Genomic DNA, 14388 nt, shown 5'->3' on the forward strand with positions numbered 1-14388 from the left:
GGCGCCGTGACCGGGATCACCTGCCGCGGGGAAAGGCTGGCATACTCTGCACACGTGCCGGACCGGGGTCCGGGCCGGCGCTTCCGTTCAACTCGCACCCTGTGAGGACACCATGACAGATACGACCTTCCAGCTGATCGCGATCGCGCTGTACTTCGCAGCGATGATCGCGATCGGCTACTACGCGTACCGGCAGACGTCGGACCTGGACGACTACATGCTGGCCGGGCGCAAGCTCAAGCCCGGCGTCGCCGCCCTGTCCGCCGGAGCGTCGGACATGTCCGGCTGGCTCCTCATGGGCCTGCCCGGCGCCATCTACGTCGCGGGTCTCGTGGAGGCCTGGATCGCGATCGGCCTGACGATCGGCGCCTACCTGAACTGGCGCTTCGTGGCCCCGCGCCTGCGCTCCTACACCGAGGTCTCCAACAACTCCATCACGCTCCCGAGCTACCTGGAGAACCGCTTCAAGGACAAGACGCGCCTGCTGCGCGTCGTCTCCGGCGTCATCATCCTGCTGTTCTTCACGTTCTACGTCTCCTCCGGCATGGTCGCGGGCGGCGTGTTCTTCGAGGCGTCCTTCGGAACCAACTACCTCTGGGGCATGCTCCTGGTCTCCGGCGTGACCCTGCTCTACACGCTCTTCGGCGGCTTCCTCGGTGCCTCGCTCACGGACGTCGCGCAGGGCCTGCTGATGCTCGCCGCGCTCATCGCCGTCCCGATCGTCACGATCATCACCATGGGCGGCTTCGACGACGTCTTCTCCACGATCAACGCGGCCGACGCCGCGCACAACGCCGCGCTCGGGGCCGGCGAGCGCGAGCTGAACCGCACGTCCCTGTTGTTCGGCGGCACGGTCATGGGCATCATCTCCGCGGCCGCGTGGGGTCTGGGCTACTTCGGCCAGCCGCACATCATCGTCCGCTTCATGGCCCTGCGCTCCGCGGCGGACGCGAAGGCCGGGCGCCGGATCGGCATCTCCTGGATGGTCCTGGTCGCCGGCGGCGCGATCTTCACGGGCCTGATCGGCGTGGGCTACTTCTTCAACTCGGGCGAGGAGCTCGCCAACGCGGAGACCGTGTTCCTGCGCCTGTCGCAGATCATGTTCCACCCCTTCGTCGCCGGCCTGGTGCTCGCCGCCGTGCTCGCGGCGATCATGTCCACGCTGTCCTCGCAGCTGATCGTGTGCTCCTCGGCCCTCGTCGAGGACCTGTACAAGATCTTCGGCAAGGAGCTCTCGGCGTCCCGTCAGGTCATGCTCGGCCGCCTCGGCGTCCTCACGGTCGCCCTCGTCGCCGGCCTGCTGGCCATCAACCCGAGCGACACGATCCTGGGCCTCGTCGGCTTCGCGTGGGCCGGCTTCGGCGCGGCGTTCGGACCGGCGATCCTGCTGTCCCTGTTCTGGCGCAAGCTCACCGCGATGGGCACGCTCGCCGGCATGATCACGGGCGCGGCGACGGTGTTCATCTGGGGCAACGTCGCGGTCCTGAACGACTGGCTGTACGAGATCGTCCCGGGCTTCGCCGTGAGCCTGCTCGTCTCGATCGTGGTCTCCCTCGCCACGTTCAAGCACAACGACGAGGTCCAGGCCGAGTTCGACGCGATGGCCGAACAGGCCGCCTCGAAGCTCGTCGTCAAGTAGGGCCGGCCGCGCAGCGGCACCCACCCGGCCCCCGCGGCGCCGGACATCCTCCGGGATGTCCGGCGCCGCCGTCGTACCCCCTGGGCGCCAGCGCCAGGCCCCGGGAGAAATCACCGGACCCTAACGCTTCTGAAACGGTTCTGAAACACCGCGGCGCGAGAGTTGATGCATCAGCCGCACCAGCAAGGAGCAAGCCATGAGCGTCTCTCTCACCCGCATCACCGACCTCCGCAGCCTCACCCTGGGGGACACCGTCCAGGCCTCCCGCTTCGGCAGCCTCCACTACCGCGGACGCGTCGAGGCCACGGCCCCCGCCCTGGGCGTGGTCTGGATCCGCGACGACGCCACGGGTTGCCGCGCCATGCTGCACGGCAACGTCTTCGAGGTCTCCCTCCTGCGTCCGGCCCTGCAGTTCGCCGCCTGACCCCACTGCCTCCGGGCGCCGCCGCGTCCGGGTGGGACCGCGGCGGCGCCCGGTAGTCTCTACGCATGGCCGACGAGACCCAGAGCACGCCCGTCCGCGACTCCACCCCGGCCGGCGCCCAGCCCGCCGACGCGCCCGGCGAGGACCGCCCGGATGCGGTGGACGACTTCGCCACGCGCCGCCACCGCACGGCGTCCGGGCTGGCGTACACGACGACGACGGGGCGCCTGGTCCTGCGGCGCGAGGAGACCAAGGACGGCAAGGCGGACGGCTTCCGGCCCAAGGCCGAGATCTTCCTCGTCGCCTATACCGCGGATACCGGGGAGGATTCCGACGCCGGGGCCGCACCGGCCGCCCCCAATTCCCGGCCCGTCGTGTTCGCCTTCAATGGCGGGCCCGGGTCCTCGAGCGTGTGGCTGCACCTGGGGCTGCTGGGCCCGCGCCGCGTCGACTCGGGGGACGCGGGGGCGATGACGGACGCCCCGTACGGGATCGTGGACAACCCGGAGTCGCTGCTCGAGCACGCCGACCTGGTCCTCATCGATCCCGTGAACACGGGGGACTCCCGCGTCGTGGACGGCGGGCAGGCGGACGAGTTCCACGCCTTCATCGAGGACCGCGACCTCGTGGCCGAGGTGATCCGGCTCTGGGTGACCCGCAACAACCGCTGGCTCTCCCCCAAGTACCTCGTCGGCGAGAGCTACGGGACGCTGCGCGCCGTCGCGGTGGCGCGGCGGCTCTTCGACGCGTACGGCATGGCGGTCAACGGCCTGGGGCTCATCAGCACCGTCCTGAACATGGCGACGCTGAGTTTCGACCCGGGCAACGACGCCCCCTACGCGCTGCACCTGCCGACGTACGCCGCGATCGCCCACTACCACGGGCGGCACGCGCGGCCGCTCGCCGAGGTGCTGCGGGACGCCGAGGACTACGCCTCGGGGGACTACGTGCTGGCGCTGCACCAGGGGCGGCGGCTGTCCAAGCGAAAGTACGACGCCGTGGTACGGCACCTCGCCGAGCTGACGACGCTGTCCGAGGGCTTCATCCGCCGGACGCGCCTGCGCTGGGACTACATGGAGTTCGCGACGGAGCTGCTGCGCGAGCAGGGGCTCATGGTGGGGCGGATCGACGGCCGCTTCGCGGCGCGGCCGCCGCGGCTGCAGGAGTCCCACACGTGGGAGGACCCGAGCCTGCGGGCGATCGCGGGGCCCTACTCCGCTGCGGTGAACCACTACGTCCGCGCCGAGCTGGGTTATGAGAGCGACCTGCCCTACGAGGTCCTGACGGGGCGCGTGCAGCCGTGGAGCTACCGCACGTTCGAGGGCGCGCCGGTGGACGTGACGCGGGACCTGGAGCGGCTCCTCGTAGACCTGCCCGGGCTGCGCGTGCACGTGGACTACGGCTACTACGACGGCGCGACGCCGCACGCGGCGGCCGAGTACGTCTGGGCGCACCTGGACCTGCCGCCGGGCGCCGAGGAGCGGTTCACGCACCACTACCACGAGGCCGGGCACATGATGTACCTCAAGCCGGAATGCCGCCTCGCGCAGCTCGAGGCCTTGCGGATCTTCGTCGGCGGGGCAAGTCGGGGCTGACGCCGCGCCGGCGTGACGAACGCCGTTGACGGCGCACCGATCGGCGCAACCGCGGGCTGATAGCGCTTTCGCGCGTTAGCGTGTCGTGACCTTCCCTGCGTTGCATTCGTCATGATGGGTAATATTGTGGAGTCACACCGGCGGCCACCGTCGCCGGAGCACCTAGTACCACGGAGAACGTGGATCAAGGAGGCAACATCATGGGCTTTATCGGTTGGATTGTTCTCGGACTGATTGCCGGCGCGATCGCGAAGGCCATCATGCCGGGCAAGCAGGGCGGCGGCTGGATCGCCACCCTGTTGCTGGGCGTCGTCGGCGCCATCCTCGGCGGCTGGATCGGCAGCGCCATCTTCAACATCGGCCTCGAGGAGTTCTGGTCCTTCCAGACCTGGATCGTGGCGATCCTCGGATCGCTGCTCGTCCTGGCCATCTGGGGCTTCATCACCAAGAGGCGCGCGGCCTAGCCCGTCCCGCCTGGACCATCACGCGGCGGCCGTCCCCTCCGGGGCGGCCGCCGCCGTGTTAACAGGGGATTTTGCGCCGGACCACCCGGAAAACCGGGAAGGGGGTTGCGGCGACCCTCCGCCCACATCGCAGGAACTCGTTGCATGGGGCGCTACTGAGCCCAGCATTGCGCACTTCACAACGGTTTATTCAACGAATATCGTCGTTCAGGCCGCATGCTGCCAGCGTTCTCCCAGAATGTTTACAAGAATTTTCGGTGAAGCTATTGACCCCCTCGGGGGAGGCGGGCAAGACCGGGCACATCGGATCGGGGGATCCGGGGAAGGCGTCAGTTGGGAGGCGCCGCGGGGCTGGGCCAATTCACTCGACACACGCACCGCACGGGTGGCCGACGGCAAGGGGAGCCGTCGGCCGGCTCGTTTTAACGGGGCTTTCCGGCGCGGCTACAGTGAAGCCATGGCCTGGACCCGGACGCAGGAACACTACATCGAACGCACTCCCGAACAGCTCTGGGACGTGCTCGCCGACCCCGCGCGGCTGCCCGAGTGGAACCCCGCCGTCGCGTCCCTGACGCCGCGGCCGGCGAACGGCCCGGCACCTCTCGGTCCGGGGACGGAGCTGGACCTGGTCCCGAGGCCCGCGCCCATCGGGGAGATCCACCGCCGCACCGCGCCGGCCGCCGTCGTCACCCGCTGCGACGCCCCGCACGCCTTCGCCTGGCGCCAGCAGCAGCCCGGCGGCGGACTGCTGCTCTCGTGGGAGCTGACCCCCGCGGGCACGGGCACGCTCCTGTCCCAGCGGGTGTCCGTCGACGGCGCGGCCTCGGCCCTCTTCGCCGAGACGGCGGCCCGCCCCCTCGCCTCCCGCTTCGCCGAGAACTGCGCGCGCCTCTACCGCCTCGCGGGCGGGACGGTCACGCAGCCGCTCAAGGTGGTCATCGCCGGCGGCACGGGCTTCCTGGGCCGCCGCCTGGCCGCCGATCTGCTCTGCCGCGGCCACGAGGTCGTGGTGCTCTCCCGGCGCCCGGACGACTCCCTGCCGTTCGTCCAGCGCGCGTGGGACGGCCGCGGACAGGGTCCCTGGGCCGCGGAGCTCGCGGGCGAGACGGCGCTCGTGAACCTCGCCGGGAAGCTCGTGGACTGCCCGCCGACGACGGCGAACATCGAGGCCCTGCGTGCCTCCCGGGTGGACTCCACGCGGGCGCTCGTCGAGGCCTCCCGGCGCCTGGACGCCCCGTTGCGGCGCTGGGTGCAGGCCAGCACGACGGCGGTCTTCGGCGACTCCGGGGACGCCCGCCTCACCGAGGACTCGCCACTGCCCCGGACGGAGGCGGACGGCGCGCTGCCGCAGATGACCGGCGTCGCCCGGCCGTGGGAGGAGGCGGCGGCGGGCGCGAACGCGGAACACCTGTCCGTCCTGCGCACCTCGATCGTGCTCGAGCAGGAGTGCCCGGCCTTCGACCGCCTGGCCCTCCTGGCCCGGGCCGGGCTGGGCGGACCGGTCGGGGACGGCGCCCAGTGGTTCAGCTGGATCCACCTCGAGGACTGGCTCGGGATCGCCCGGGCCGCGCTGGGACTGGAGGCGGGCGTGGAACTGGGCTCCGGCGTCGTCATCGCCGCCGCACCGGACCCGGTGCGCAACGCGGATCTCATGGCGGTGCTGCGCTCCCGCCTGGCCCCGGGCCCGCTCAAGCGCTTCTCGCTGCCCACGCCCGCGCCGCTGCTGCGCGTGGGCGCGGTCGCGCTGCGCACGGATCCGGCGCTGGGGCTCACGGGACGCCACGCGACCTCCTCCGTGCTCGGCCCGGCCGGGTTCCGCTTCCGCCACCCCGAGCTCGGCGCCGCCGTCGCGGCCATCACCTCCTAGCCGCCATGGACGCCGGCCTGCGCCACCTCGTTCTCCCCTCGCCGATCGGACCGCTGACCCTCGTGGCCGACTCCGGCGCGCTCGCCGCCGTCTACATGGAGTCCCACGAGCGCCGGCCAGGACCGGAGCGGCTCGGCCCCGCCGCCGGCACGCCGGCCGGGGGCGGCGACGCGGGCGTGGTCGGCGACCCGGCCGCGGGCGACGTCCTCGCCGAGGCCGCCGCCCAGTTCGCGGCCTACTTCGACGGCTCCCTGACGGAGTTCTCGCTGCCGCTCGCGCCGCGGGGCACGGACTTCCAGCTGCGGGCGTGGGAGCTGTTGCGGGCCATCCCGTACGGGAGCACGCGCAGCTACTCGGACCTGGCCCGCGAGCTCGGCAGCGTCCGGCTGACGCGCGCCGTGGGGACGGCGAACGGGCGCAATCCGCTCTCGATCGTGGTGCCGTGCCACCGCGTCATCGGCGCGGGCGGCTCGCTGACCGGCTACGCGGGCGGGCTGGACCGCAAGCTGTTCCTGCTGCGCCACGAGGGCGTGCTGCCGCCGGAGGACCCGGCGCTCTTCTGAGCCGGGCGGCGCGGCGCTACCCTTGTGGAACGGGCCCGCCCCCCGCGGACCCCGATCCCCCGGAGGTCGCGCCATGGGCCGGTTCGGCATCGTCTACCACCACCGTTCCGCCGCCTGCCGCGACTACGCGCAGCTGCTCGCGGACCACCTGCACCTGATGGGCCACCTGCGCCACGCGCTGCCCGTCACGGACGCGTCGGCGCACGAGCTCGTGTACGACGACGCGGTCGTGCTCTTCTCCCCCGTGACGCTCGGCCGGATCCACGGCGCGGCGCTCGTCCAGGCGGTGGCGCCCTACCGGCCGTGCGGGGTGGCGGCCGTGAACGACGGCGCGTTCCCCAACGGTGTGCTGGGGTTGTTCTCGCTCGAAGTGCGCGCCAACTCGGAGTTCTTCTCGCTGCCGCGGACCACGCCGGACCGGGCCGCGGTGCTCCCGGTGGCCCGGTGGCTCACCGGCCTGGCGCCCGCCCCGTGAACTCGTCCATGCTCGAGTAGACCCGGAAGACCTTGGCCGCCAGGAAGTCCCACGCGGGCCGCGGCAGGACGCCGCGGGCGGCACGGCCGAGCTTGACGGTCCACGGCAGCGTGAGGATCGGCATGCCCTGGACGAGCGCGTCCCAGATCGCCTCCACGACCGCGGCCGGTTCCTGCACGGGCGTCAGGAGCATGCCGCGCGCGCCGGCGAACATGCCCGTGGAGATGTAGCTGGGGCACACCGTGGTGACCTTGACGTGCCGGTGGCCCTCCTGTTCGAGCTCGATCCGCAGCGAGTCGGACCATCCCAGGGCGGCGGCCTTGGACGCGGCGTAGACGCTCATGCGGGGGTTGGAGACGAACGCGGCGGCGGAGGCGATCGTGACGATCCGCGCCGGGGTGCGGCGGGCGATCATCGCGGGCAGCAGCGCGCGGGTCAGCTGGATCGGGGCGTAAGTGTTCACGCCCAGGGTCGCGTCGATGTCGGCGGCGCTGTGCTCCCAGAAGAGGGCACCGCGGACGATTCCCGCGTTGTTGACGAGCACGTCGGGCGCGCCCACGGCGAGGACCTCGGCGGCGGCGCGGTCCAGCGCCGCGCGGTCGGTCACGTCCAGGGCCGTGGGTACGACGTCGGAGCCGGGCTTCGCGGCGCCCCGGACCTCGGCGGCGGTCGCCTCGAGCAGGGCCGCGTCGCGGTGGTCGAGGACGAGCCTATGTTACCGATGCGTCACGTGTCAGGAGGAGCGGTCGTTGACGCAGGGCGTCGGCCGCGGGGAGCCGGGCGGCTCAGCGCCGGGTCGCGCGGCGCCAGAGCAGGACGCAGCCGGCCACGCTGACAAGGGTCAGGCCTGCGCACCACATCAGCGCGGCGGCCGGATGGCCGCCCGGATCCATGGAGAACAGCCACGCGCGCACCGACTCGATCACCGGGGTCACCGGCTGGTGCTCGGCGATCGGCCGCAACCAGGCCGGCATGGTCTCGATCGGCACGAACGCGCTCGAGATGTAGGGCAGGAACACGACGATGAAGCTGAAGCCGTTGGCGGCGTCGACGCTCTTGGCCAGCAGCCCCAGCACGGCCATGACCCAGGACATCGCGAACATAAACGCGGCCAGCATGCCGACGGCCGCGAGCCACTGCCCCGCGGACGCCGTGGGCCGGAAGCCGATCGCCAGTCCGACGCCGAAGACGAGCGCCGTGGAGACCATGTTGCGGACGACGCTGGCCACGACGTGGCCGGTGAGCACCGCGGAGGCCGCCATGTTCATGGTGCGGAAACGGTCCACGATGCCCTCGTTCATGTCCTTGGCCACGCTCATGGCGGTCATCGAAGCGCCGAACGCGGCCGAGAGGATGATGGTTCCGGGCACGATGTAGTCGATGTACCGGCCGCTCGGATCCAGGGCGCCGCCGAAGATCGCGGTGAACAGCAGCAGCATCATCACCGGCAGGATCACGGCCATCAGCAGGGCCTCGACGTTGCGGACGGTATGCAGGACGCTGCGGTGGACCATCGCCGCGGAATCGCTGGTCAGGGTCGCGACGCTCATCGCGGGGCTCCTTCGCTCGTGGGGATCGTGCCTTCGTCCGCCCCGCCGGGGACGGCTGGAAGCCGGGGTGGTCCACCGGGTGCGGCCCCGGCGTCGTCCTCCGCTGCCGCCCTCGCGGCGTGGCCCGTGAGGGCGAGGAAGACGTCGTCGAGGCTCGGCTTGCGCACGGCGACGTCCGCGACGGGCCGACCCGAGGCCTCGATCCGGTCCAGGGCGGCGCGGAGCCCGTCGAGCCCGCCGCCTGCGGCGAAGGTGCCCCGCCCGCCGTCGGAGAACTCGACCTCCACCTGGTCGCTGCCGATGCGCGCCTTGAGCTCGCGCGCCGTCCCGTTCGCGACGATCCGGCCCGCGTCGAGGACGGCGATCGAGTCGGCGAGCGCGTCCGCCTCCTCGAGGTACTGGGTCGTGAGCAGCACGGTGGCGCCGTCGGCGGCGAGCTCGCGGACGAGCGCCCAGACGTCGGCGCGGCTGCGCGGGTCCAGGCCCGTCGTGGGCTCGTCGAGGAACACCACGGGCGGGGAGGTGACGAGTCCGACGGCGATGTCGACCCGCCGGCGCATGCCCCCGGAGAGCGCGGAGACGCGGCGGGAGGCGGAGGAGGCGAGGTCGAAGCGCTCGAGCAGCTCGTCGGTGCGGCGACGGGCGGAGCCGCGCGGGAGGCGATGCAGCCGCGAGAACAGCATGAGGTTCTCCCGCACGGTGAGCAGCTCGTCGATGGCGGCGAACTGCCCCGTGGTGCTGATCGAGGCGCGGACCGCGGCGGGTTCCGCGGCGGCGTCGTGCCCGTTGACGGCGACCGTGCCGGCGTCGGCGCGCAGGAGCGTGGACATGATGTTGACGAGCGTGGTCTTGCCGGCGCCATTGGGGCCGAGGAGGCCCTGGACGGTGCCGCGCGGGACGGCGAGATCGACGCCGTCGAGCACCGTGGTGCGGCCGAAGCGCTTGGTGACGCCGGCGAGGTGGATGGCGTGCATGGGTCCTCCCGGGGGCCGCATTGGCTAACTGTGTATGCCATAGAGTGTTGTTGTGTACGGTATACGCGGTTTTGCGTTCCGGTCAAGGGCGGGGCATGAGAAGCTGGGGTCATGAGCGCGCAGGAACTCCCCCACGAGGTGCGGGTGGCGCATGGCCTCGAGGAGGCGGCGCGGCGCGGACCAAAGCCCGGGCTCTCGCTGGAGGCGATCACCGCCGCCGGCATCCGGCTCGCCGACGCGGACGGCCTGGCCGGGGTGTCGATGGCCAAGGTCGCCAAAGAACTCGGCGTCACGACCATGGCCCTGTACCGGTACGTGGAATCCAAGGACGCGCTCGTGCGGCTCATGGCGGACTCGACCGTGAGCACGCTGCGCGACTACCCGGCGGGCCCGGCCTGGAAGGACGGACTGCGGCAATGGACGCTCGACGTCATCGACAACGCCATGTCCCACCCGTGGGTCGCCGAGCTGCCCATCACCGGCGGCCCCCTGCTGCCCGGCTCGCTGACCTTCCTCGACCGGGCCCTGGCCATCCTCGACGGGCAGCCGCTGGACCTGGGCGAGAAGCTCTCCACCGTCATGCTGCTGAGCGGCCACGCGCGGACCGAGGCCGTGATGTGGTCCCAGATCGCCGCGAGCCGCGCCGCGGCCGGGGTCTCCGACGTCCAGGCGGACACCGACTACGCCGAGCAGCTCGCCTTCGTCGTCTCACCGGAGCGCTTTCCCACCCTGCACCGCGAAGTCTCGGCCGGCGGTTTCAGCGAGGGCATCGGCGACCAGGACGACGACGCCGAGATGCGCTCCTTCGGCCTGGAGCGCATCCTCGATGGGCTCGAGGCGCACATTGCCCAGCGGCACGCGGGCGGCTGAGGGCCCGCTCCCCGAGGCCGGCCCCGGCCGGCCCGCTCGGTGGGGGCACGGCGAGCCCGTTCGTCGGGCGCGCTGGGAACGGCGGCCGCAGGGGTGGGCGCCGGCGCCGCGGTGGAACGTCGATGTGGACAAGGCACTGGCGTCGCCTCGCATTGTCCAAGCTTGGTCACATTCCTAGGCCCGGGCCTGCCGAACGGACATCGGCCCTCCGCGCCGCCCGGCACGTTCGGCAAAGGCGTCCAAGGCATCCAGCATCTCCGGGGACCGCCAGAATCGTCCGCGCTTGTACTTGTCCACTCCGATGAGGATCCCGGCATCCACCAGGAGGTCCATGGCCCGCTTCATCCGCATGTAGTCGAGCCCGAGCTCTGAACTCACCACCGAGGCATTGACCACTGGTCGGCGGGCCAGGAGCCCCAGGACGTCCCACACCGCCGCGTCGCGTCGAGCGCTGATCCGTTCGGCCCAGCCCTGCGTGATCTCCACGACGTCCTCGGCGAGTCGGGAACCATTTGCCACCGCCCTCAGGGCGGCCTCCGAACACAGGGAGACGACCGGTTCGGGGTCGCCTTCCCGGTAGGCGTCCAGGGACGCGTGGTAGGCGCGTACGTCTGCGAGGAGGCCGGCGGACACCGGCGTCGAAACCGTCCTCGTGACCTCGTGATGACGCAACATGGCGTGGATCAGGGCGCGGCCGGTCCTTCCGTTGCCGTCGGTGAAGGGGTGGATGGTCTCGAACTGGGCGTGGACGATGGCCGCGTGGACCATGGGGGGCACGTCAGAACGCCGGGCGTAGCGCATGAGGTCGTCCATCAAACCCCGGACCCGAGCGTGGTGCGGCGGGACGAAGTCGGCTCCGACGGGACTGGCATTGCTCGTGCCGATGCAGACCGCCTGCCCCCTCCACAAGCCGGCAACGTCTGCGTCGCGCGTCTCTTCCATGAGCGCGCGGTGCACGGCGAGAACGCTCTCCGGCACGAGCCGGTTGGACGTCGAAAGCGCCGCCTCCATGGCCCTGACATTGCGCACCACCAGGCGCGCGTTGAGCTTTGAGTCCACGCCCAACTCGGCCTCCCCCAGGCTCCGGGCGCTGGCCGTCAGGTTCTCGATCCTCGAGGACGCTGCCGACTCGGTGCGGAGCATGATGGCGGCGAACGGACCGACATGGGCCCCGTAGCGCTCGTCGAAACGGCTGACCTCGCGCCCGGCCTCATCGGCAAGCGCCACCACGGAAGGCGACGGGGTGTAGCGGATCTCCGCGATGTCGGGAGGCAGAAACGCACGGTACCTTTGACCGCGCATGCCCGAGTGGAACCGGCTCGCGGACTGTTCGTCGAACCCGCCTTCCCAGACCAGCTCCTCCCATTGCGCGCCAGGCCAGGAAACGTGCTCCGCCATGTAGAAGCCTCCTCCGCCCGAGATCTGTCGCATCCATCCGTAGGCGTTGAGAGCTCCCCACGATTCTAACGCTTAAACGAATATCTGTAAGGATATTATCCGGACTTTGACAGATCACGGCTGGCAGCGCGGCGTCCGACCCGGAACCGGCGTCACTCCACCGACCGCGCCCCGGGACGTGCTCAGCCCGGGTCCCCCGCGTCGACGACGCAGAAGCGATTGCCCTCCGGATCCTCCATGATCACGTAGTCGGCGTCCTCCGGTCGCCCCGCCCAGTCGACGTCCCGGGCGCCCAGGGCGAGCAGCCGGCGTCGTTCCCCCTCCTGGTCCTGCGCGTAGAGGTCCAGATGGATCCGCGGGGGCAGCGCGCGCTCACGTGGCACCGCGTCGAGCGAGACGTTCGGCCCGGTGCCGGAACGCGGGGACAGCAGGACGAAGTCGACGTCCCGCGGCTCGCGCACCACGTCGTCGAGGGCCGCGGTCCAGAACGCGGCCTGGGCCTCGAGGTCCGCGACGCGGATGACGATCGATCCGATGACGAGCATGCACGCAGTGTAGGCGCGCGGCGTCCTACTCGGAACCGGCGGCCACCCGGGACGCGACGGCCCGGTTCGCGGCGCCCCGGGACCGCGAGTGCGCGTAGTACAGCGGCAGGGCGGTGAAGGCGAGCCCGCCCACGAGGTTGCCGAGGACCGTCGGGATCTCGTTCCACACCAGGTAGTCCATGACGGTGAAGTCGCCGCCCAGCAGCAGGCCGGAAGGGAAGAGGAACATGTTGACGATCGAATGCTCGAACCCCATGAAGAAGAACAGCATGATCGGCATCCACATCGCGAGCGCCTTGCCCGGCAGGTCCTTGGCGATCATCGCCCCCGCCACGCCTAGCGAGACCATCCAGTTGCACAGCATGCCGCGCACGAACAACGTGAGCATGCCCGCGGCCCCGTGCTCGGCGTAGCCCAGCGTGCGCCCCTCGCCGATGTGGCCGATCGCCACCCCGACCTCGTTCGGCGGCGTGGAGAAGCCGTAGGTGACCACGATCGCCATGAGCACGGCGACCGTGAACGCGCCGATGAAGTTCCCCACGAACACGAGCCCCCAATTGCGCAGCACCGCGCGGACCGTCACGCCTGGCCGCTTGTCGAGCCAGGCCAGCGGGCCCAGGACGAACACACCCGTCAACAGGTCGTAGCCGAGCAGGTACAGCATGATGAAGCCGATCGGGAACAACACCGCACCGAGCAGCGGGCTGCCCGTGGTGACGGAGACCGTGACGGCGAACGCGGCCGCGAGGGACAGCAGCGCGCCGCCCATCACCGCGCGCAGGAGCGTGTCCCGCGTCGACAGGAAGATCTTGGAGACGCCGGCGTCGATCATCTCGGTGACGAGGTCGGCTGGTTTCACGTAGGACATCGGGGCTCCCAGGGCGAGGCGACGGTGGGCTGCCGGGCGTTCCGGCACACCACCGACCCTAGGACCGGCGGATTTCGGCGCCGTGAGCGCCTCCGCCCCCGCGGGTAACGTTTGGCGCACCGCCCCCGGGCGGACCCGTGAGCCCGGCGCCGGGGACGGGCTCGAAGGAGGCCATGCCCGCTGACGGGGGCATCGGCGTCGTCCTCCTCAGCGCAGGATCCGCACGGCCCCCGGCAGGACGTCGACGCGCACCGGCGCCGCGCCCAGCTGCCCAAGCGGTTCGCCGTCGGCACCCAGCGGCATCGCGGGCCCGCAGGAGAACGCCACCGAGCGCCCCCGGAAGACGTGGACGTTGCCGAGCCCCACATGCGCCCCGGAGTAGACCTTCGGGAAGGAGCGGAGCATGTCCAGCCGGCCGATCGCGCCGATGACGACGACGTCGAGCTCGCCGTCCTCGACCGAGGCCGACGGCGCGATCCGCATCCCCGAGCCGTAGAAGGCCGAGTTCGCCACGACGACGCAGGCCGCCCCGAAGGCGTGGGCCACGCCGTCGACCTCGACCACGTACCGCGACGCCCGGAACGTCGCGAGGGACCGGATCGCGGCGAGGGGATACTGCAGCCTCCGGGGCAGGCGGCGCATGCGGTTCACGAGCTCGGCGGTGCGGGCGTCGACGCCGGCGTAGACGGATCCGGCGACGATCCGTTCGGCGCCGTCCGGCTGGACCGCGCGGAGCAGGTCGGTCGGCACGGCCGCTCCCTCCAGCAGGATCCGCGCCACGGACGCGGCGTCCCGGGGCAGCCCCAGCATCCGCGCGAAGTCGTTGCCGCGGCCCGCCGGGACCACGCCCAGCACGCCTCCGCGCCGGGCGACCTCGCCGGCGATCGAGGACAGCGTCCCATCCCCTCCGGCGCAGACCACGACGTCCCCGCGATCCAGGGCGGACTCGACGCCCTCCCCCACCTGTCCGGGGCCGGCCAACAGGACGACCTCGACGGACGCGCCACGCGAACGCAGGTGCTCCGCGACCTCCTCGGCGGCCCGCTGCGCGGAGCCCGCACCCGCCGAGGGGTTCACCAGGAAGGAGAAGGAGCGGGTCGCCCGCGGCGCTTGGGTCACGCGCAACAGCGTCACACACACCCCGGCACGGCACAAT

The 14388-nt window shown here is 71.6% G+C and carries 15 protein-coding genes; 8 read left to right on the plus strand and 7 right to left on the minus strand.

The window, feature by feature from the left end; genetic code table 11:
* Positions 1-112 precede the first annotated feature (112 nt).
* The 7 genes from putP to AC0QR5_RS10905 all read left to right on the plus strand — a co-directional run bounded on the left by putP (position 113) and on the right by AC0QR5_RS10905 (position 7027).
* Complete coding sequence (gene putP / locus AC0QR5_RS10875) at positions 113-1639, plus strand: sodium/proline symporter PutP (RefSeq protein WP_329862099.1); 1527 nt, start codon at positions 113-115, stop codon at positions 1637-1639.
* A 196-nt stretch (positions 1640-1835) separates the two neighbouring features.
* Entirely contained in the window at positions 1836-2063 is a 228-nt protein-coding gene (locus tag AC0QR5_RS10880; RefSeq protein WP_329862100.1) for a hypothetical protein, read from the plus strand.
* Between the two features lie 65 nt (positions 2064-2128).
* Positions 2129-3658 (plus strand): S10 family peptidase, encoded by a 1530-nt coding sequence (locus AC0QR5_RS10885; protein WP_329862101.1) that lies wholly within the window; start codon positions 2129-2131, stop codon positions 3656-3658.
* A gap of 200 nt (positions 3659-3858) precedes the next feature.
* Complete coding sequence (locus AC0QR5_RS10890) at positions 3859-4122, plus strand: GlsB/YeaQ/YmgE family stress response membrane protein (protein ID WP_329862102.1); 264 nt, start codon at positions 3859-3861, stop codon at positions 4120-4122.
* 457 nt (positions 4123-4579) lie between these two features.
* On the plus strand, positions 4580-5989 hold the full coding sequence (locus AC0QR5_RS10895) for an SRPBCC family protein (RefSeq protein WP_329862103.1): 1410 nt from the start codon (positions 4580-4582) through the stop codon (positions 5987-5989).
* Between the two features lie 5 nt (positions 5990-5994).
* Positions 5995-6552: a methylated-DNA--[protein]-cysteine S-methyltransferase gene (locus tag AC0QR5_RS10900; RefSeq protein WP_329862104.1), complete on the plus strand. Its 558-nt coding sequence runs from the start codon at positions 5995-5997 to the stop codon at positions 6550-6552.
* A gap of 73 nt (positions 6553-6625) precedes the next feature.
* On the plus strand, positions 6626-7027 hold the full coding sequence (locus tag AC0QR5_RS10905; protein ID WP_329862105.1) for a hypothetical protein: 402 nt from the start codon (positions 6626-6628) through the stop codon (positions 7025-7027).
* Here the strand turns inward: AC0QR5_RS10905 and AC0QR5_RS10910 are convergent.
* From AC0QR5_RS10910 to AC0QR5_RS10920, 3 genes are all read right to left on the minus strand, one after another.
* Positions 7002-7709 carry an SDR family NAD(P)-dependent oxidoreductase gene (locus tag AC0QR5_RS10910; RefSeq protein ID WP_475372526.1) on the minus strand — a complete coding sequence of 236 codons (708 nt, stop codon included), beginning with the start codon at positions 7707-7709 and terminating at the stop codon, positions 7002-7004. The two genes, AC0QR5_RS10905 and AC0QR5_RS10910, sit on opposite strands and share 26 nt — an antisense overlap.
* A 103-nt stretch (positions 7710-7812) precedes the next feature.
* Positions 7813-8577 (minus strand): ABC transporter permease, encoded by a 765-nt coding sequence (locus AC0QR5_RS10915; protein ID WP_329862106.1) that lies wholly within the window; start codon positions 8575-8577, stop codon positions 7813-7815.
* Entirely contained in the window at positions 8574-9551 is a 978-nt protein-coding gene (locus tag AC0QR5_RS10920; protein ID WP_329862107.1) for an ABC transporter ATP-binding protein, read from the minus strand. Before AC0QR5_RS10920 ends, AC0QR5_RS10915 begins: the two co-directional genes overlap by 4 nt.
* Positions 9552-9662: 111 nt before the next feature.
* On the opposite strand from AC0QR5_RS10920, the gene AC0QR5_RS10925 reads away from it, so the two are divergent.
* Positions 9663-10421 (plus strand): TetR/AcrR family transcriptional regulator, encoded by a 759-nt coding sequence (locus tag AC0QR5_RS10925; RefSeq protein WP_329862108.1) that lies wholly within the window; start codon positions 9663-9665, stop codon positions 10419-10421.
* Between the two features lie 174 nt (positions 10422-10595).
* Here AC0QR5_RS10925 and AC0QR5_RS10930 read toward each other — a convergent pair whose 3' ends face one another.
* The 4 genes from AC0QR5_RS10930 to AC0QR5_RS10945 all read right to left on the minus strand — a co-directional run bounded on the left by AC0QR5_RS10930 (position 10596) and on the right by AC0QR5_RS10945 (position 14351).
* Positions 10596-11819, minus strand: a complete 1224-nt coding sequence (locus tag AC0QR5_RS10930) for a Fic family protein (protein WP_329862109.1) — start codon at positions 11817-11819, stop codon at positions 10596-10598.
* Positions 11820-12001: 182 nt separating this feature from the next.
* On the minus strand, positions 12002-12364 hold the full coding sequence (locus tag AC0QR5_RS10935; RefSeq protein WP_329862110.1) for a VOC family protein: 363 nt from the start codon (positions 12362-12364) through the stop codon (positions 12002-12004).
* Between the two features lie 25 nt (positions 12365-12389).
* Entirely contained in the window at positions 12390-13232 is an 843-nt protein-coding gene (locus AC0QR5_RS10940; RefSeq protein WP_329862119.1) for a formate/nitrite transporter family protein, read from the minus strand.
* A 207-nt stretch (positions 13233-13439) separates the two neighbouring features.
* On the minus strand, positions 13440-14351 hold the full coding sequence (locus AC0QR5_RS10945) for a diacylglycerol/lipid kinase family protein (RefSeq protein ID WP_329862111.1): 912 nt from the start codon (positions 14349-14351) through the stop codon (positions 13440-13442).
* Positions 14352-14388: the final 37 nt, after the last annotated feature.

This window comes from Arthrobacter sp. J156, from assembly GCF_056172865.1.

Bases quoted from the DNA above. Each gene is read 5' to 3' on its own strand.
- putP (WP_329862099.1), top strand. From the start codon at position 113: ATGACAGATACGACCTTCCAGCTGATCGCGATCGCGCTGTACTTCGCA.
- AC0QR5_RS10880 (WP_329862100.1), top strand. From the start codon at position 1,836: ATGAGCGTCTCTCTCACCCGCATCACCGACCTCCGCAGCCTCACCCTG.
- AC0QR5_RS10885 (WP_329862101.1), top strand. From the start codon at position 2,129: ATGGCCGACGAGACCCAGAGCACGCCCGTCCGCGACTCCACCCCGGCC.
- AC0QR5_RS10890 (WP_329862102.1), top strand. From the start codon at position 3,859: ATGGGCTTTATCGGTTGGATTGTTCTCGGACTGATTGCCGGCGCGATC.
- AC0QR5_RS10895 (WP_329862103.1), top strand. From the start codon at position 4,580: ATGGCCTGGACCCGGACGCAGGAACACTACATCGAACGCACTCCCGAA.
- AC0QR5_RS10900 (WP_329862104.1), top strand. From the start codon at position 5,995: ATGGACGCCGGCCTGCGCCACCTCGTTCTCCCCTCGCCGATCGGACCG.
- AC0QR5_RS10905 (WP_329862105.1), top strand. From the start codon at position 6,626: ATGGGCCGGTTCGGCATCGTCTACCACCACCGTTCCGCCGCCTGCCGC.
- AC0QR5_RS10915 (WP_329862106.1), bottom strand. From the start codon at position 8,577: ATGAGCGTCGCGACCCTGACCAGCGATTCCGCGGCGATGGTCCACCGC.
- AC0QR5_RS10920 (WP_329862107.1), bottom strand. From the start codon at position 9,551: ATGCACGCCATCCACCTCGCCGGCGTCACCAAGCGCTTCGGCCGCACC.
- AC0QR5_RS10925 (WP_329862108.1), top strand. From the start codon at position 9,663: ATGAGCGCGCAGGAACTCCCCCACGAGGTGCGGGTGGCGCATGGCCTC.
- AC0QR5_RS10930 (WP_329862109.1), bottom strand. From the start codon at position 11,819: ATGGCGGAGCACGTTTCCTGGCCTGGCGCGCAATGGGAGGAGCTGGTC.
- AC0QR5_RS10935 (WP_329862110.1), bottom strand. From the start codon at position 12,364: ATGCTCGTCATCGGATCGATCGTCATCCGCGTCGCGGACCTCGAGGCC.
- AC0QR5_RS10940 (WP_329862119.1), bottom strand. From the start codon at position 13,232: ATGTCCTACGTGAAACCAGCCGACCTCGTCACCGAGATGATCGACGCC.